Consider the following 18,236-nt stretch of genomic DNA (forward strand, 5'->3'; position numbering starts at 1 on the left):
CGCGGTTCGGAGGTGTTCTGATGGCGGTGGAGAAGGCGTTCCTCGAGGTCGAGGGCGGGGCCCGGATCCCGTGCCTGTTCAACCCCTCGCAGCTGCAGATCAGCCGCAGCAACTCGTGGGCCGGTGCGGCCGTGCCCGGACGTGACGTGCCGCGGCTGCGGTACACGGGAGCGGAGTCGGGCGTGCTGCGCGTCGACCTGTTCTTCGACACGACGAACGACGGGACGTCGGTCGCGGCGCACACGGGCAAGATCGTCGCGCTCATGGACATCGACCCGGGCCTGCCGGGGTCGGACGAGTCGAGCCACAACGTGCGCCCGCCGTACGTGACGTTCCACTGGGGTGATCTGCACTCGTTCAAGGCGGTCGTCGCCGACCTCGACCTGACGTTCACCTACTTCTCCGGGACGGGCACCCCGCTGCGGGCGACCGTGGGCCTCACGCTGCGCCAGTACGAGCCGTCGCAGGCGTTCGGGCGGCAGAACCCGACGTCGGGGACGCCCAAGCCGCACCGCGTGCACCGCGTGCAGTCGGGCGAGACGCTCGACCGCATCGCCGCGCGGTACTACGGCGACTCGACGCGCTGGCGGACGCTGGCCGCCGCGAACGCGATCGCCGACCCGCTCGCGCTGCGTCCCGGGACCCTGCTGACCGTGCCGAGGATCGACTCGTGACGGTCACGCGCGAGGAGACCCTGCTCACCTGGCCGCGGGTGAGCGTGGACGGCCGCGACCTGGACGGCGTGTGGGCCGAGCAGCTCACCGACGTGCGCGTGCGGGCGGGGCTGCGGGCGATCGGCCGCGCCACGCTGACGTTCGCGGACCAGGGCTTCGCGCTCGCCGAGGCGTCCACGGTGACGATCGGCTCGAAGCTGTCCGTGACGAGCGTCGACCTGTCGGCCACGACGCTGTTCGTCGGGACCGTCACGTCGGTGTCGAGCGAGATGGACAACGACGGGCCCCGCCTCGTCGTCGTCGCGGACGACCTCGCGATCGAGCTCACGCGCGCGAGCGGCGCCGAGACGTACCACGAGATGAGCCTGGCGGACGTCGTGACCAAGCTCGTGACGACGCCCCTGCGGCTCGGCAGCAAGGAGGGCGTGCCCACGACGACGACGCCGTTCGTGCTGCGCAACGGCAGCGCGCTCGCGCTCGTCGACGAGATCGCGCAGCGGTACGGGCTCGACTGGGTGGTCACGCAGGAGACGTTCGACCTGTGGATCGCCGCGACCGGCGGCGCGCCGGGGGCCACGCCCGTCTCGCTCACGCTCGCGATCGACCTGCAGACCTTCGCGGTCCGGCAGGTCGGCGACGCGCCCACCGACGTGACCGTGCGCGGCTGGAACCCCGAGCAGCAGACCGCCGTGACCGGCGAGGCGAGCAGCCCGCAGTCGCGGTCCGGGCAGCAGCCCGCCTCGGGCGACAAGCGCAACAGCTACACGGGCACGCGCGTCTCACCGGCCTCCGCGCAGGAGGCGGTCCTGCTGGCCCGCGGCATCGCCGCGCGCACCGGCCGCATGCTCGCGCGCGGACGTGCGCTGTTCACGCCCGCGCTGCGCGCCGGGGGCACGGTGACGATCGACGGTGCGGGTCCGGGCAACGGCACGTACTACGTGCGTGAGGTCACGCACGTCATCGACCGGTCCGGCGCGCGCACGCTGTTCGTCGCGGGCGACCGCGACCCGGTCACGCTCGCCGACCCGTGGGACCAGGGGTGGGGCCCGTCGAGCTTCCGCCACGCCGGGCTCGTCGTCGGCGTCGTGGACGGTCTGAAGGACCCCGCCGCCCTCGGTCGGGTCAGCGTCTCGTTGCCCACCGCCGCGGCGCAGGCGAAGTCCGCGTGGGCACGCGTCGTGCACATGGGTGCGGGCGCCAAGCGCGGTCAGGTCTTCCTGCCGAGCGTCGGCGACGAGGTGCTCGTGGGGTTCGAGAACGACGACGTCGCGCGTCCCGTGGTGCTCGGAGGCCTGTTCAGCGCCAAGTCCGTGGCACCCGACCAGGTGCTGATCCAGGACGGCAAGGTGATCGGGCACCTCATCCGTACCGAGACCGGCCACGCCGTGCACCTGTCCGAGGGCAGCGGTCCCGAGGAGTCGTACATCGAGCTGCTCGCCGCGGGCGGCAACCAGAAGGTCAAGCTCGGCAAGAAGGGTGTGGACATCGTCGCGAACGGGGACGTGCCGCTGACCGTCACGGTCGGGCGCTCGTCGCTCACGTTCGACGGCAAGGGCGCGGTCACGCTCAAGGGCTCGACGATCACGATCGAGGCCACCGACGGCATCGTGCTGGACTCGAAGCAGAAGATCGAGGCGAAGGGCCAGCTCGGCGTCGCGATCGAGGGTCTCGAGGCGTCGATCAAGGGCAAGGCGAGCACCAAGGTCGAGGCCGGCGGCATCCTCGAGATCAAGGGAACGATGGTGAAGATCAACTGATGAGCGAGATCACCAGCGCGGCGGACTTCGTCGGACGAGGGTTCGCGTGGCCGCTCGGCGTCGACCACACCGGCGCGATCGCCCTGACCGCGCCCGGCGGCGACATCGAGGACGCGATCCGCGTGGTGCTGCTCACCGCACCCGGTGAGCGCCTCATGCGTCCGCAGTTCGGCTGCAGGATCTGGGACCTGATGTTCGAGCCCGTGACACCGAACCTGCTCGGCCTGATCTCGCAGGCCGTGCGCGACGCCCTGGCCCAGTGGGAGCCGCGGATCGACGTCGACGACGTCCGGCCCGTCCAGGACGACGACGACTCCGGCCTGGTCCGCATCCAGATCACCTACCGCGTGAAGTCCACCAACGACCGGCGCAACCTGGTCTACCCGTTCTACGTGATCCCCCGTGAGGACACCTGATGGCCCCGCTCGACCCTCCGCACCTCGACGACCGCACGTTCCAGGACATCGTCGACGAGACCAAGCGGCTCATCCCCCGGTTCACTCCCGAGTGGACCAACCACAACGTCGCCGACCCGGGCGTCGCGCTCATCGAGCTGTTCGCGTGGATGAGCGAGATGGTGCTCTTCCGGGTCAACCAGGTGCCCGAGCGCATGTACGTGCACTTCCTCAACCTCGTCGGGATCGAGCCGTTCCCGCCCGCCGTCGCGCACGCGGACCTGACGTTCTGGCTGTCGGCGCCCGCGGACCGCGCAGTGCACGTGCCCGCGGGCACCGAGGTCGCGACCGTCGGCGACGAGCCGGTCGTGTTCTCGACGAGCGCCGAGGCGGTCGTCTCCCCGCCCGAGCTGGTCGCCGCGCAGGCGATCAACGCCGAGGGTCAGGCGACCGACGTGTGGGAGGACCTGACCGTCCCCGGCGCGTCCGCGACGTGCTTCACCTCGCAGCCCGTCGCCCCCGGTGACGCGCTCTACCTGGGCGCGCGCGCGTCGCTCGCCGGGTACGCGGTGCGCCTCGACCTGTCCGCACGTGCCGAGGGCATCGGCGTGGACCCGACGAACGCCCCGCTCGCGTGGGAGGCGTGGGACGGCGAGGCGTGGATCGCGTGCCAGGTCGAGTCCGACACCACCGGCGGGCTGAACAAGTCCGGCTCGGTGCTCCTGCTGCTCCCCCAGCGCCACGAGCCGCTGCTGCTCGGCGGCCAGCTCGCGCACTGGGTGCGCGTGCGGCTGCAGCGCCCGCAGCCGGGCCAGCCGACGTTCGCCGCCTCACCCCGAGTGGCCAGCGCCTCGATTCTCGCGCTCGGCGTGACCGTGCCCGCCGAGCACTCGACGACCCTGCCCGCCGAGCTGCTGGGCCGCTCCACGGGCCAGCCGGGCCAGTCGTTCACGGTCTCGGGGGCACCGGTCGCGAGCCGGCGCGACGAGGAGGGTGTGCTCGTCGTCGCGCGCGGTGTCACCCAGCGCTGGGACGAGGTGCCGGACTTCGCCTCGTCGGGCCCCGGTGACCGGCACATCGTGTGGGACTCGACCACGGGCGAGGTCCGGTTCGGGCCCGCGATCCGGCACCCCGACGGTGCGGTGCGCCAGCACGGCGCGGTCCCGCCCGACGGTGCGGAGATCCGCGTGACCCCGTACCGCACGGGCGGCGGCGCGCGCGGGAACGTCGGCGCGCGCACCCTGACGTCGCTGCGCAGCGGGCTGCCGTTCGTCTCGTCGGTCTCCAACGCGCGGCCCGCGTCCGGCGGCGTGGACGCCGAGACGGTCGCCGAGGCCAAGGTGCGCGGCCCGCTCACGCTGCGCACCGGCCAGCGCGCCGTCACCGCGGCGGACTTCGAGGCGATCACCCGGCAGGCGTCCGTCGAGGTCGCCCGCGCGCGCTGCCTGCCCGCCGCGACGAGCGGCTCGCCCGTCGTGCGCGTGCTGATCGTGCCGCAGGTCCGCACCGACGCGCGCACGCACCGCATCGACGACTTCGCGCTCTCGCCCACGCTGTTCGACGCGGTCGCGACCTCGATCGACGAGCGCCGCATGGTCGGCGTGCCCGTCGAGATCGGCACGCCGTTCTACCAGGGCGTCAGCGTCGCCGCGCTCGTGCGCACCCTGCCCGGCCGTCCCGCCGCGATGGTCCGCCAGCGCGTGTCGGACGCCCTGACGCGGTACGTCCACCCGCTCACGGGCGGCCCCGACGGCACCGGCTGGCCGTTCGACGCCTCGCTCACGGCATCGGCCGCGACACAGGTGGTCGAGGGTGTCGACGGCGTCCTCGCCGTCGACGAGCTGCAGCTGTTCGAGTACGACCTGCGCACCGGGCGGCGCATCGGCGGCGGCCGCGAGACGATCACGCTCGCCGACCACGCGCTGTTCCTGTCCGCCGACCACCGCGTGGTGGTGCGATGACCGGCCGCCCCGCCGACTGGCTCCTGCGGCAGCTCCCCTACGGGATGCTGTCGGAGGACTTCTTCGTGCGGTTCGTCTCGATCTTCCAGGAGCAGGGCGGCACGCTCCTGCAGCACGCCGACAACCTGCCCTACCTCGCGGACGTCGACGTGACGCCCACCGCGATGGTGCGGCAGATGGGCCACTGGCTCGGCATGCCCGGCATCGACACGTCGTACCCGGCGGCGACGCAGCGACGTATCCTGCGAACAGCGGCGCAAACGCTGCAGTGGCGTGGCACGGTCCGCGGTCTGTCCCGGTTGCTCGAGCTCTACTCCGGCGGACCGGTGCGGGTCACCGAGAGCGGCGGCGTGTACGGCGAGGGCGCGGCACCCGACGGACCGGCCTGGGCAGTGCTCGAGGTCGACTCGACGGGACCGCTCAGCGAGTCGGACTTCCTCGCGCTGGTGCTCGACGAGGTCCCCGCGCACGTGCAGGTGGAGGTGCGAGTGGCAGGCCGGACGGTATGGCCCGTACTCGCGGAAGAAGGGGAGATGGCGTCATGACGGACGTCGACGCATCGCGCGACACGCTCGAGGTCACGTGCCCGGAGTGCGGCGCCACCGCGCACGTGCAGGCCGGCGCACGCCTCGCGAGCGACTTCTGCCCGCAGTGCGACTACCCGCTGTTCTGGGCGCGGCCCTCGTCCGCACCGCTTTCCGACGAGGAGACCGACGACGCGCGCTGGCGCGCCCCCGGCGCGTCCGGGTCCGCACTGTCCGCGACGCTCGCGTGCCCCGTGTGCGCCGAGCTCAACACACCCGTCGCCGTGACGTGCGTGCGCTGCGGGTCGAGCATGACCCCACCGCCACCCGTGCCCCCGGCCGCACCCCCGCCGCCCGCCCCCGTGGTCGTCGTGCAGGCGCCGCCAGAGCTCATCCCCTGCAACCACCCCGACACCTGGTGGGTCGTCGTCGTGACCGCCACCGTCACCGCAGCCCTCACCCTCCTAGTGGTCTGGCTCTTCTAGCCCGCCACGACCGTGTAGCCGTCGCCGGTCACCATCAGCACGTCGACAAGATCCGTAGTCCGGTTCGCCCCCGGGTGACGTCTGGACAATGTCCCCGAGCGCGACGTCGTGCAGAAGAACGGGATGCGGCAGACCCGAACAAGGGGCAGACCACTTCCACGGAACGCGGCACACACCCCGAGCCTCCACTGAAGCCGGGGCGGTTCAATCGGCGGCCGGCGTCGCTTCGACCAGATCGACCTCGACCGGTGGCGTCGGTTCGCACGCGAGGCCGACCTCGAGCCGGACGCCGTCACCGCCAGGGTGGTCAGCCTCGCCGAGCGCATCCCGGACGCCATGACGGACGCCTTCGCTGCCGAGGCCGAGCACGGCGACCTCGAAGTCGGCGACCTGCGCTCGCGCATGCTCGACCCGGTTGCGCAATCCTGCCAGCTCGTGGGGTCGCAGTCGGTCCGTCGGTCCGGGTCCGCCACGAGCGCCAGAAGGCAGCTGCGCCAAGCGTGAGCCCGGGCTCCGAGGTCCCGCGCTGGGTCGCCGGTGCACCTCCGGCTCAGCCTCCAGCTCCGCGACTCGCCGTCGACGCCCGCGCCTCAGGGGCCAGCGGCGGGGGTCTGGGCCTCGGTCCAGGCGGAGGTCGCCCAGGTGGACGACGAGCCGACGAAGCGTGCGCGCACCGCTGAGCTGGCGGCGAGCGCCGGGGACGGTGTGCACGTCGCGATGCCCGTCGTCGTCGAGACCGGGCGGGCGGTGCAGCCCGCGATGTCCGTCCACGTCCCGGTGATGCGCACCTGGAACGACACGGTGCCCGCGGGGTTGCCCGACGCGGTCGTCGTGACCGTGGCGGTCAGCACCGTGGCGGTCGCGGTGAGCTCGACCGCGGTCGGCAGCACGATCGTCACGGCGGGCACGGTCACGTTGCTCGACGCCGCGTAGAGACCCGAGCCGGCGTACCGCACGCGCAGGGACGCGGCGCCGCCCGGCCAGCCGGCGGTGCTCGCGGACAACGTCACGGTGCCGGCGTTCGCACCGCCCGTCGCCAGCGTGCCCGTGTCGATCTGCGTCCACGTCCCGCCGACGTTGCGTTCGAGCACGGCCTGCCCGGCGGTCACCGCCGCGGCGCCCGCCGTCACGCGCACGGCGACCGCCACGTCGTCGCCCACGTCGACGGTCGCGGGCGAGCTGGTGACCGCGATCGTCGTCGCGACGGGTTCGACGGTGATGGTGACGAGCTGGAAGGTCGCGCCTGCGGCGATCGTCGTCGGGCTGACGGTCAGGCCCCAGCCGCCCGTGACGCTCGCGGTCACGCTCGCGCCCGTGTTCGGCAGCCACAGGACGGTGTCGCTGCCGCCGACCGCCAGCGTGACGTCGCGCGGGTCCCCGTCCGACGTGGGGCTCACGGTGGCCGCGACGGTCCCGGGTGCGCCGGTCACCGCCGACGTCGCGCGCAGGCGGACCTGCGTCTCGGCGACGGTGAACGTGGCCGTCGCGTCCGCGTTGCTGATCGTCACGTCCTGCGTCCAGACGCCGAGGTGCCCGGACGGCCCGGACAGCGCGACGGTCCACGTCCCCGCAGGGAGCTGCGAGAACGTCGTCGTGAAGCGGTTGGTGCCTGACCTGACGACGGGCTGGGCCGCGCGTGCCGTCGTCCCGCTCGTGACGTTGACGAGCGCACCCGTCAGGTCCGACGACGAGTTCACGGTCACCGCGAGCGAGAACGTGCGGACCGTGAGGATGAGGTCGACGACGAGCCCGTCGCCGGGTTGCAGGACGACGACCCGGCTGGCCGACAACCCGTCGTCGGACACGCTCAGCGTGTACGAGCCGGCCGGGACCGTCGGGAAGCGGTACCGGCCGTCCGTCCCGGTGGTCGCGGTGCGCGAGGCTGCCCCCGGGTCGGCCGGGTCCAGCGTGACGTCGACACCGGAGACGTTCGTCATGCTGCCGTCCGCCTGCTGCAGCTGCACGATGCCCTGGATCGAGCCGTTGGGCGCCGTGACCGGCACGGTCATCGAGCGGATCTCCCCGGCGGCGATCGTCACCGGCATCGACAGCGGCGAGAAGCCGTCGCCCGAGATCGTCAGCGTGTACGTGAGCGGCTTGAGGTCACGGAACACGTACGTGCCCGCTGCGGTGTCCACGCACGGCCCGGGGTCGGTGACCGGTCCCGCGCACGTCGGCGGGATCGCCGCCGGCGGCGGGACGCTGCCGTCGTTGTACGTGAGCCGGACCGTCAGGCCCGGCGCGGGAGCACCCTGGTTGGTCGCGAACAACGTCAGCGACGCGGGCTCGGGGTCGAGCATGAGGTTCTGACCCGTGACCGGCACGGAGGACGGGACGCCGACCGTGATCGTGTCGGTGTCGTCGGCCGGCGACCGGTATCCCGCGGCGCTCGCGGTGAGCTGCCAGCTGCCGAAGGCGAGGCCGGCGGTCTCCACCGAGCCCGTCAGGGAGTACGTGCCGTTGGTCGCGGTCGTCGTCGACAACCGCACGTCGGACGGCCCGCGGCCCTCGACGAGCGCGCCGCTCACGTCCTGCACGAGCATCGGCGTGATCTGCGACTTCACCGTGCCCTCGATCGTGCCGAGCCGGACGAGCGAGATGAGCCACGGCGGCTCGATCCCTTGCCCGGCGGTCACCACGACCGTCCCGGTGTACCGCGCGAAGCCGGCGGCCCGGACCTCGACGGGGTAGGAGCCCGGCGCGAACTGACCGAAGTCGACGAACTCGTCGCCCGGCAGGGCGCTCCGCCGCTCCGACGTGCCGTTGCGCGTCACCGTGATCACGGTCCCGAAGACGTCCTCGTGCGTGTCGGCCGACTCGACCGCGATGCGCAGCAGGCCGAACTTGCGCAGCGTGACGGTCAACGCGGGCGCGGGCTGGTTGGGCAGGACGTCGAGCGTCACGGGAGGCAGCGACAGGTAGCCGGCGAGGGACGCCTCCACCTTGTACAGACCCGGGCGGATCAGGCCGCTGCCCACGGGCTGCTGCGAGTCGTTCCACGTGAGCGTGCCGTCGCTCGCCGCGGTGATCGAGATCTGGCCGACCCCGGGCGGCGCCGCGGTCACCGAGAACTCGACGTCGCCGTACTCCAGCGCGGGGTTGGTCGAGCCCTCGAGCACCACGTTCCCGGTGAACGCCCGGCCGGTCGGTGTGAGGGTGATGGGCGCGGTCGTCGTGGTGTCGACGCCGTTCTGGGCGTACGGCTCGTAGCCGTCCGCCGTGACCCGCACGTCCATGCGGTTCTCGACGAGCGCGAGCGCGGTGACCTCCGGGTCGGTCGAGCAGCCGCTGGCCGCCGTGCAGACCGTGAAGCGCCCGGTCGACGTGGTCACTGCGACGGGCGTGCCGGTCGACTGCACAGGCGTCACGCCGCGGTAGCCGGTCACGCCGGAGACCGTGACGCGTGCGCCGCCGACGGGCGTCTCGCTGGTCCCGCCCAGCAGCGTCACGACCCGCATCGTGACGTCGCCCGTGGCCCGGGTGAGCACCACCTGCGTCTGGACCTCCTGGTTGAGGCCCACCTGCACGCCCGTGGCCTCGCCCGTCTGGCCGCTCACGGCCGTCGCGGTGACCGTGTACGTGCCGCGCGGCAGCCCGGAGATCCGGGCGACGCCGTCGACCGTGGTCGCCCCGCGGGTGGTGGTCCCGTCCTCGGCCGTCACGGTCGCGCCGTTCGCGGGCGAGATCGAGCCCGTGCCGTCGGTCGAGTAGACGGACACGAAGAGCACGCCGAGCCGGTCGAGCAACCAGTCCACGCGCTTGACGTCGCCGGGCGTCAGCGTCACCGACACGGGGTCGGGTCGGACGTAGTCCGCGCTCGCGGGCGGGATCACGTGGACCGTGTAGCCGCCCTTGCTCAGCCGGTCGATCTGGTACGACCCGTTGAGGCCGATGAACGCGCACGCACCCGCCGTGCTCTCGCACGTGTCGTCCACCTGGCGGCACGGGTCGGCGCCCGGCGCGGGCTCGCCCGCGGGCACCGCGACGACGCACGTGGTGGTCGGCACCACGCCGATGCGCGCCGAGACCGACCCGACGATCGACGGAGACGGGTACATCGCGACGGTCGCGGCCTCGACCACCTGGCCCATCGGCACGGTCACGTCCACGGTCGCGGGCTCGTAGCCGGGCGCCGAGAGGGTCAGGCGGTACAGCCCCGGGTACAGGCCGCGCTCACCGGAGGCGGGCAGCTCGTACGGGCGGTCCGGCTGGGAGCGCACCGTGACGGTCCGCGCGGGCTCGCCCGGCGCTCGGACCACCGTCGAGACCGTGAGCTCGCACTTCTCCCCCGGGAGCAGGTGGGGGCAGGTGATCCGTGCCCCGGTCCCCGCGTCCGTCGCGCGTCCGACGATGGTGGACGTCGCCTCGAGCCCGTCTCCCTCGAGGGTGCGCAGCACGAGCTCGGCCGTCGCGGGACGTGACCCGACGACCGTGACCTGCGCGGACGCGGGCTCGTGACCGAACGCCTCCGCGACGAGCGTGTACTCGCCCGCGGGGATCCCGTCGAACCGGTACGTGCCCGTCGCGTCCGACGACGACATCGTCTTGAAGGTCCCCGCGGTGCCGGTCAGCGTCAGCCCGGCCGCTGCGACCCCCGCCCCCGTCTCGTCCCGCGCGGTGCCGTTGACGGTGCCGCCGATCGACGCGAGCGTCACCGGGAGCTCGTCGAGACCACCGGCGGTGAGGTCCACGCGGCGGGTCTGCGTCGAGTAGCCGTCCGCCTCGAACGTCAGCGTGTAGCGGCCCGGGACGGGCAGCCCCGGCAGGACGAACGTGCCGCGGCGATCGCCCGTCACGGTCGTCGCCGAGCGCTCCACGTCACCCGCGCGCGCCGTGACCCGCACCCCGCCGAGCCCGCCCTGGCCGCCCCGGGCGTCGCGCCCCGAGACGAGCCCGGCGAGCGTGGCCACACCCGCGCGCAGCGTCAGGTTCACCGTCCGCGACCCCGCCGCCGGCAGCGTCGCGAGCGCCGACTGCGCGCCCAGCGTGTCCGAGGACGCCGTGACCAGGTACGTGCTGGGCGTCGACAGCCCGTCGACCTCCCAGCGACCCACGCTGCCCGACGTCGCGGTGCGTGTCGTCACGGTCGTCGTGCCGTCCGAGATCGTCAGCACCACCCCGCCCGCCGGGCCCGACGGCCCCGTGACGACGCCTGCGAGGCGACCGCGGCCGGGCGTGAGCGCGAGCTCGAGCGGGGCCGCGGCGGCCTCCGCGCCCGTGACCCAGAAGCGCTGCGTCTCGTAGCCCGCCTTGGCGAACGTGAGCAGGTAGCGGCCCGTGGCGGACAGCCCGGCGAACGCCCACGCGCCGTCGGCTCCCGTCGTCGTCGTCCGGCGCTGGCTCGCGACGTCCGCGCGCTCGACGGGCAGCGCCAGGCCGGAGATCTTGCCGATCGGGGCCTGCGACTCGTGCGCGGGCGCGGCGACGACCGCACGGGCGGCGGCCGCGTCCACCTGGACGTAGCCGGCCTGCCGGATCACGGCTCCCGCGCCCGCGGCCGACGAGCCCGTCGCCGTCCCGTCCGCGGCAGTCCCGTCCGAGGCAGTCCCGTCCGAGGCAGTCCCGTCCGAAGTGGTCCCGTCCGACGAGCCCGCCTGCTCCGACGCTGCGGGCAGCACCCCGGCCGGCACCACCTGGACGGTGACCGCCGACGGGTCGCTCGACGTCACGACACCCGAGACCCGCACACCCTCGTCGGCCTCACCCGGTCCCGAACCGCCGCCGGCCCCGCCACCCGAACCGTCGCCGGAGCCGTCTCCCGAACCGCCGCCGCCCGGGCCCGGTGCCGCGCCGCCGCCGGCGGAGCCGTCCGTCGTGCTGCCCGGCCGGGGCGTCGCGCTGTTCCCGGCCTGCTCGTCGACGCTGCGGCCGGACCCGGAGAACTGGTCGGACAACCACGGCAGTGCGGCCAGCACCATCCCGACCCACAGCACGGCGACGCCCAGCACCGCGGTGGCGCGCAGCGCCGACCCCGGCAGCAACGGGCGGGCCGTGAACGCGGCGTCGAACCGCTGCGGCGCGCGGTCGCCCGTGGCCGTGACGTGGAACGCCGCGCGGCGCTTGGTGCCGAACACCTGCGCGCGCCTGACGCCGGCGCGCGCGCCGATGCGCACGCTGGAGTGCGGCGCGACCTCGAGCGCACGCGCCTCGAGGTGCACGAACCCGCCGGTGGCCGCGTCCGCGCGCGCGTCGAGCTCGACGCGCGCCGAGCGGTCGCCGGTGTTCGCCAGGACCACCTGGACGCGCTTCGAGCGCACGCCCGTGGAGTCCGCGGGCTCGACGGACAGCAGCAGCCCGCTGACGCCGTCCACGCGCAGCGACCCGTCGGCCAGGGTGGTCGCCCGCTCCTGCGGCGCGGGCGGCGTCGCGTGGGACTCGACGGCGACGACGAACGGGTAGTCGCCCGGCGCGGCGCCCACAGGCGGCAGCAGCGCGAGCTCGACCGTGACGGTGGCGTCCGGCACGACGCCGGGCACGCTCACGGGTGCGGGCAGCCAGCCGCCCTCGAGCCCGACGACCGAGACCACCAGGTCGCGCGTGCTCGTCGTGACGTTGCGGGCGTGGACGCGCAGGAACGCCGCCGCACCGGGGGTCGCGTGCGCCCCGGGCTCGACGAGCACGGACGTCGCGACGCGTGCGGGACGCGGTGACCTCGCCATGCGCTGCTCCTCGTGCTCGTCGTGGATGTCCGGGTGGGGTGCGGGTCGTGCGGGTCAGGTGCTGCGGATCACGATGTTCACGACGGGCTGCTCGCTGGGCCCGAGCGTCAGCGGCGCCGACGTCGCCAGGACGCTGCCGTCCGTGGTCACGCGCACCTCGATGAGGTAGTTCTCGGGCGCGTCGACGTCGTCGAAGTCGTAGCGGCCCTTGTCGTCGGTCGTCGTCGTGGCCACGGGACCCGCGGCCGTGCCGTACTCCGACGCGCGGTACAGCAGCACCGCGAGCCCGTCGCCCACGGCACCGCCCGCGTACGTGACCTTGCCCTGGATGCGTGCGGGCGCGACGAGCGTGGGCGAGACCGGCTCGCGCTGCGCGGCGGCGAGCACGACGATCTCGGACGTGGCGCGCGTGCCCGCGCGCGAGAACGTCACCGTGTACGTCCCGGGCTCGAGCCCGTCCACGACGTACGAGCCGACCTCGCCCGCGGGCGTCGAGGCGGTGTAGACCACGCGCTGCTCGCTGCCCGAGCTCACCGTCACCCGGACGTTGCCCACGGGCTCCGGGTCCGCGTCCTGCACCGGCGGCTGCAGGACGACGCCGTAGATGCTCGCCGTCGCGGGCCGCATCGTGACGTCCACCGACGTCGCCGACGACGCACCCGCGGTCACGTTGCCGAACGCGTCGATGCTCACCGACAGCACCTGCGACTCCAGGTCACCGCGCGAGAACGTCACGGTGTACGTGCTCGGGACGCGCAGCCCGCTCAGGCTCCACCGACCCACGGGGTCGGTCGACTGCGTGACCGTCTGCAGCGTGAGCGCGCCGTCGGTGACGGTGACGTCGACGCCGTCGGCCTTGCCGCCCGCGACCGACACGAGCCCGCCGAGCGTCGCCTCGTCGCGGCCCAGGACGACCGCGACGCCCGTGAGCGCCTGCGCCTGCGTGAGGGTCAGGTTCAAGGTCGCGGGTGCGTAGCCGTCGGCCGAGACGACGACCGTGTACGCGGCGGGGGTCGGCAGGCCGCGCAGGACGAACGAGCCGACCTCGTCCTGCGTGAGCGAGACCGTCTCGACGACGACCTGCCCGCTCGTCGCGGTCACGGTGGCTCCCGCGACCGGGCCCGAGAAGCCCGTGACGGAACCGGCGATCGACCCGTCGCCCTGCACGAGCGCGAGCCGCACGCCCGTGCGGTCCTCACCGGCCGCGACGTCGACGCGCTGCACCGACGACGCGAACCCGTCCTTCGCGACCACCAGGTCGTACACGCCCGGCGACGGCAGGTCGGCGATCTCGAACGTGCCCTCCGCCCCGACCGGGACGGTCCGCACCACGGCGCCCGACGTCGGGACCGCCGGCGCCTCGCCCTGCTCGGGGGGCGTGCCCGCGAGCGGCCCGGTGTCGAGCGGCAGCTCGACCGTGAGGATCGCCCCCGCGACGTCGGTCCCGGTCACCGTCCCCGCGAGCGTCGCCGGGACACCCCCGACCAGCACGGTCAGGTCCGTCACGGACTGCCCGGTCTGCACGGGCACGGGTTGCGCGTCGCCCTGGGTGGGCGCGGCCGGGTACCAGGTCTCGTCGAAGCCCGCGCCCCGCACGCGCAGCGTGTACTCGCCCGCGGGGAGCTGCGCGAGCACGAACGTGCCGTCGTCGGTGGTCGCGGTCGTCAGGATCGGCTCGGCCGGGTCGTCGCCGAACGCCTCCACCGACACGTCGCCCACGCCCGCGCCCGTCGACAGGTCCGTGACCGATCCCGAGAGCGCGGACGTGCCCGTGGCCGCCTGCTGGTTGCGGGCCTGCGCGACCTGCAGCGCGAGGTCGCGGTCAGCTGCCGAGCGGCCGACGACCGAGCTGAGCGCGATCGTCACGACCACCGCGAACGTCGTGAGCGCGAGCAGCAGGCCGAGCAGCGCGAGCATGCCGCGCGCGAAGCGCGGCTTCTGCACGAACACCCCCGCCGCGGCGGGCGGCGCGTCCGCGGGCGGCGCGCTCGGCCCGTCGAACCGCAGCTCGAACGGCCGCATCCGCGGGTCGCCGACGAACGGGCGGCGCGCGCGGGCCTGCAGCGCGAGGGTCATGCTCTGGCCCGGCGGGATGCTGAAGCTCGGCGGCTGGAACGTGAAGGCCGTCGCCGCCTCCGGGTCGCGCGCGACGACGCGGCCCACCTGCTGCGTGTTGCCCTCGTTGTGCACCAGGACGGAGAACACCGCGGCCGCGCCGGCCGTGACGGTCGGCGGGTCGAGCTTGAGGCTCGTGCGCGGCGCGGGCGGCACGTCGAGCACGACGTCCTGCACCGCGATCGCGCCGTCGTCGGCCAGGTCCCGCACCTGCAGCGCCACGCGCCGCTCGCCCGCGGGGACGCCCTCGGGCAGCGTCAGGGTGACGACGACGGCCGACGTCTCGTCGGGGAACAGGCGCAGCTCGGGCTCGTCGAGCCGCACCCACGACGGGTCGGCGCCTAGCACGCGCACCGAGTAGCCCGCGATCAGGGCGGACGTGTTGGTGACGGTCGCGACGAAGGTCGCGGGCGCGCCCGGCTGCACGACGAGCCGGCGGGGGTCGATGTCGAGTCTCACGTCACCCACCCACCGGCAGGTCGCGCACGGTCGGCGTGCTGCCGCCGACGACGTCGACGACCGCCGTCGCGACCACCGCCTCGTCGACCACGACCGTCACGGTGTACGTGCCGGCGGGCAGGTCGGGCAGGACGTAGGTGCCCGAGCCGTGGTCGCCGTCCTGCGTGCTCGTCGTGGTGCGCACGACCGTGCCGTTCGTCGCGCGCACGGTCGCGTCGACCAGGCCCTTGCCGCCCTGCGTGACCCGGCCCGTGAGCGTGCCGAGCGCCGACGGCAGCGTGACCGCGACGGGCTGCGCGGGTCCGCTCGCCGGGATCGTCACGGGCACGGTCACCGGCTGGTACCCGTCCTTGACGAACGTGAGGGTGGTCGAGCCACCCGTGCGCAGGCCCGTGAGCGTGAACGCCCCGACCGTCCCCGCGGTCAGCGTCGTGGTGCTCGCGCCGGACTCGGCACCGCCTGCCGAGACCGTGACGCCGCCGAGCCCGTTCCCCGCCGCGTCGACCACGCGCCCGGTGACCGTCCCGGTCCCGCCGCGCAGCGCGACCGACAGGTCGGCGCGCACCTCGCCCGGGCCGAGGGCGACGACCTCGGTCGTCGTGCCGAAGCCGTCCTTGCTGAACGTGAGCACGTAGGTGCCGGGCGTCGGCAGGTTCGGCAGGACGAAGCGGCCCACGGAGCCGACGGTCGGCGTGCCGACCACGAGCTCCTTGCCGTCGATCGTCGTGCTCACCTTGACGCCGCCGAGCGGGGTGGTGCCGTCCGTGACGACCCCGGCGATCGAGCCCGTGCCGGCGCCGAGCCGCACGTCGAGCGCGAACCGCTCCTGGCCGCCGAGCACGCGCTCGGTGGTCGACGACGGCTGGTACCCCTCGGCCGCGAACGTGAGCTCGTAGGTGCCGGGCGCGGGCAGGTCGGCGAACGTGTACGCGCCGTCGGCGTCGGCCGTGGTCTGCCACTGCTGCGTCGGGTCGGCGCCGCTCCACGCGGGCCGCGCGGTCACGGTGACCTCGACGTCCTCCTCGTCGCCGACGACCACCTGCCCGGCGAGCGTCGCGGGGTGCCCGGTGACCGTCAGGTCCGTGCCCTCCTGGATCTTGCGGGCGACGGCGTCGACCTCCTGCGCGGACAGCTCGGAGACCGCCTGCGGGTACCAGACCTCGTCGTAGCCGTCCTCGACGATGCGCAGCAGGTACGCCCCGGGGAACAGGCCGGACATGGTGTAGGTGCCGTCCGCCTGCGTCGCCGCCGACGACACCTCGACGAGACCGTCGCGGCCCTCGCGCAGCGCGACGACCGTGACCCGGCCGACGCCCTGACCGTCCGCCGCGCTGACGACCGTGCCCGAGACGGTCGCACCGACACCCGCGGGCAGGGGGCCGACCTTCGCGAGCGAGCCGGACGGCGCCCCGCCGGCGTCGACGGACGCGCTGCCCTCGGCCTGGGTCGCGGCGAAGAACGACGCGGGCGCGACCTTCGTGTACGGGTCGGCGCCCAGCACCTGCTTGGTGCCGAGCAGGAAGGCCAGCGCCCACGCCGCGACGATCGCGAGCAGGATCAGCGCGGTCATCAGCCCGCGGCTGATCGTCGAGCGCTGCCGCAGCAGCAGCGAGATCGAGGACTCGACGTCCGTGGCCTCGGCGTGCACCTTGACCTGCCGGTCGCGGTCGCTGCCCAGCAGCTGGCGCGGGCCCTTGACCAGCACCGTCGCGGTCCCGACGCCGCCCGGTGGGACCGCGAGGGTCGAGGGCGTGATCGTCGTGCGGACCGTGCGGTCGCCGTCCTGCGGGCGCAGCGCGACGTCGAGAGGCACGTTGCCGTCGTTGCGGACCTCGAGGGTGAACGCCCCGCGCCCGCGCGTGCGCACGATCGTCGGGGTCGCGTCCAGGCGCAGCGCCGGGCGCGCCGGCACGACGAGGTCCACGTCGTGGTACGCCTCGCGTCCTCCCGGCGCCCGCCCGGCGACGACGAACGTCACGGGGTAGGTGCCCGCGGGGAACGTCGCGGGCAGGCCGACGGTCAGCGTGAGCGCCCCCACCGCGTCGGGGAACAGCGCGAGCGCCTCGGGCTCGGCCAGGAGGCTGGCCTCCGGGACGCCCAGCGCGTGCACCGACAGCGACTCGATGACCTCCGAGGTGTTGACCACCTCGAGCGGCACCACACCCGAGCCGCCCGGCACGACGTCGAGCCGGTCGACGGTGCTCGAGACCCTCATGGACGGGCGCCCAGCCGGGTCGTGACGGGTTCGACGGACGTGACCGCGGGCGGGGCGAGCTCCCACTGGTAGGCGTCGGCGGCGACGAGCGCGGTGAGCGTGAACGACGCCTTGATCTGCCCGCCGAGCGACGACCACAGCTCGCGCGGCCGGTTGAGCTCGTCGCTCGCGACCGCGAGCTGCACGGGCGACGACGGCGGGCGCACCAGGTGCTCGGCGGGCAGCACCTGGTGCGCGAGCAGGCGCGTCAGGACGTCGCCGAGCAGGCTGTGCTCGTCGCGCGGAGAGCCGGCCCACGCGCTGACGAGGTAGCTGAGCTGGACCATCGGCAACGGGAACCGGCGCTCGGTGCCGCGCTCGCCGGGCCGGTTCGCCGACGGCCGCGGCGGCTGCCCGCTCTTGGTGACCTGGTAGAGGAACAGGTTGACCGTGAGCCGGTTGACCTGCGCCGACCACGTGCCCGAGGGCGTGTCGAAGGAGATGTCCCCGGCCTCGACGGGCAGGGGAAGTACGGCGCGCAGGAGGCGTTCGAGCCCGTCGTCGATCGTGGGGATCAGCATGTGCGACTCCCCTCCGTGTGTGCGCGCCGGCGCCGACGTCGGGACCTGCGGTGCACACGCCGTGCGGGTGCACGCCCGGCCCGCGGCGGCGTCGGGCCCCCGCGCGCGCGACCGGCGCCTGGCAGAACCAGGACACCTGACGCTAGGAGCCGCCGGCGGGCACGGGCATCGGTAATCGCTACCGATGTTCGTCCGCACAGCCCGTCCGGTGTTCCGTCCGGCCTGGTCCGGCGGCATGATCGGCCCCGACGAGCGACGACGGCAGCACCCGTGACCGCGTCGCGCAGCCCACCACCGCAGGAGAGCGATGACGACGACAGGAGCCCGCGTGCGGGCCGCCCTCCAGGTGGCCGTGCAGCGGCGGGCCGCGCTCGTCGCCGACGGCGCGTCCGGCGGCCCCGGCCCCGCCGCGCTCGGCGCGCTGCTGGCCGA

The 18,236-nt window shown here is 74.2% G+C and carries 11 protein-coding genes; 6 read left to right on the forward strand and 5 right to left on the reverse strand.

Going from position 1 to position 18,236, the window contains the following annotated elements:
* The 6 genes from CWIS_RS01140 to CWIS_RS01165 form a co-directional block, all read left to right on the forward strand.
* Nucleotides 1-674, forward strand: a 674-nt coding sequence (locus tag CWIS_RS01140; RefSeq protein WP_231583626.1) for a LysM peptidoglycan-binding domain-containing protein, incomplete at its 5' end; no start/stop codon positions are given.
* On the forward strand, nucleotides 671-2,431 hold the full coding sequence (locus CWIS_RS01145) for a phage baseplate assembly protein V (RefSeq protein ID WP_048341394.1): 1,761 nt from the start codon (nucleotides 671-673) through the stop codon (nucleotides 2,429-2,431). The genes CWIS_RS01140 and CWIS_RS01145, both read left to right, overlap by 4 nt.
* Nucleotides 2,431-2,847 (forward strand): GPW/gp25 family protein, encoded by a 417-nt coding sequence (locus CWIS_RS01150; RefSeq protein ID WP_048341395.1) that lies wholly within the window; start codon nucleotides 2,431-2,433, stop codon nucleotides 2,845-2,847. Before CWIS_RS01145 ends, CWIS_RS01150 begins: the two co-directional genes overlap by 1 nt.
* Nucleotides 2,847-4,787: a putative baseplate assembly protein gene (locus CWIS_RS01155; RefSeq protein WP_048341396.1), complete on the forward strand. Its 1,941-nt coding sequence runs from the start codon at nucleotides 2,847-2,849 to the stop codon at nucleotides 4,785-4,787. The genes CWIS_RS01150 and CWIS_RS01155 overlap by 1 nt, the downstream gene beginning before the upstream one ends.
* The gene (locus tag CWIS_RS01160) at nucleotides 4,784-5,332 is read left to right on the forward strand and encodes a phage tail protein (protein WP_048341397.1); all 549 of its coding nucleotides are present in this window, start codon (nucleotides 4,784-4,786) and stop codon (nucleotides 5,330-5,332) included. The genes CWIS_RS01155 and CWIS_RS01160 overlap by 4 nt, the downstream gene beginning before the upstream one ends.
* Nucleotides 5,329-5,796, forward strand: coding sequence for a hypothetical protein (locus tag CWIS_RS01165; protein WP_048341398.1), 468 nt, complete (start codon nucleotides 5,329-5,331; stop codon nucleotides 5,794-5,796). The genes CWIS_RS01160 and CWIS_RS01165 overlap by 4 nt, the downstream gene beginning before the upstream one ends.
* A gap of 204 nt (nucleotides 5,797-6,000) precedes the next feature.
* On the opposite strand, the gene CWIS_RS18220 is transcribed toward CWIS_RS01165, so the two are convergent.
* The 5 genes from CWIS_RS18220 to CWIS_RS01190 form a co-directional block, all read right to left on the reverse strand.
* Complete coding sequence (locus CWIS_RS18220) at nucleotides 6,001-6,219, reverse strand: hypothetical protein (RefSeq protein WP_156186507.1); 219 nt, start codon at nucleotides 6,217-6,219, stop codon at nucleotides 6,001-6,003.
* Nucleotides 6,220-6,386: 167 nt separating this feature from the next.
* The gene (locus CWIS_RS01175) at nucleotides 6,387-12,455 is read right to left on the reverse strand and encodes a carboxypeptidase regulatory-like domain-containing protein (RefSeq protein ID WP_048341400.1); all 6,069 of its coding nucleotides are present in this window, start codon (nucleotides 12,453-12,455) and stop codon (nucleotides 6,387-6,389) included.
* Between the two features lie 54 nt (nucleotides 12,456-12,509).
* Nucleotides 12,510-15,029 carry a carboxypeptidase-like regulatory domain-containing protein gene (locus CWIS_RS01180; protein ID WP_156186508.1) on the reverse strand — a complete coding sequence of 840 codons (2,520 nt, stop codon included), beginning with the start codon at nucleotides 15,027-15,029 and terminating at the stop codon, nucleotides 12,510-12,512.
* 1 nt (nucleotide 15,030) lies between these two features.
* Nucleotides 15,031-17,244 carry a carboxypeptidase regulatory-like domain-containing protein gene (locus tag CWIS_RS01185; protein ID WP_048341402.1) on the reverse strand — a complete coding sequence of 738 codons (2,214 nt, stop codon included), beginning with the start codon at nucleotides 17,242-17,244 and terminating at the stop codon, nucleotides 15,031-15,033.
* On the reverse strand, nucleotides 17,241-17,804 hold the full coding sequence (locus tag CWIS_RS01190) for a DUF4255 domain-containing protein (RefSeq protein ID WP_053071482.1): 564 nt from the start codon (nucleotides 17,802-17,804) through the stop codon (nucleotides 17,241-17,243). Before CWIS_RS01190 ends, CWIS_RS01185 begins: the two co-directional genes overlap by 4 nt.
* Nucleotides 17,805-18,236: the final 432 nt, after the last annotated feature.

Source organism: Cellulomonas sp. A375-1 (assembly GCF_001040865.1).
Classification (GTDB): domain Bacteria; phylum Actinomycetota; class Actinomycetes; order Actinomycetales; family Cellulomonadaceae; genus Cellulomonas; species Cellulomonas gelida.

Bases quoted from the DNA above. Each gene is read 5' to 3' on its own strand.
- CWIS_RS01150 (WP_048341395.1), top strand. From the start codon at position 2,431: ATGAGCGAGATCACCAGCGCGGCGGACTTCGTCGGACGAGGGTTCGCG.
- CWIS_RS01155 (WP_048341396.1), top strand. From the start codon at position 2,847: ATGGCCCCGCTCGACCCTCCGCACCTCGACGACCGCACGTTCCAGGAC.
- CWIS_RS01160 (WP_048341397.1), top strand. From the start codon at position 4,784: ATGACCGGCCGCCCCGCCGACTGGCTCCTGCGGCAGCTCCCCTACGGG.
- CWIS_RS01165 (WP_048341398.1), top strand. From the start codon at position 5,329: ATGACGGACGTCGACGCATCGCGCGACACGCTCGAGGTCACGTGCCCG.
- CWIS_RS01175 (WP_048341400.1), bottom strand. From the start codon at position 12,455: ATGGCGAGGTCACCGCGTCCCGCACGCGTCGCGACGTCCGTGCTCGTC.
- CWIS_RS01185 (WP_048341402.1), bottom strand. From the start codon at position 17,244: ATGAGGGTCTCGAGCACCGTCGACCGGCTCGACGTCGTGCCGGGCGGC.
- CWIS_RS01190 (WP_053071482.1), bottom strand. From the start codon at position 17,804: ATGCTGATCCCCACGATCGACGACGGGCTCGAACGCCTCCTGCGCGCC.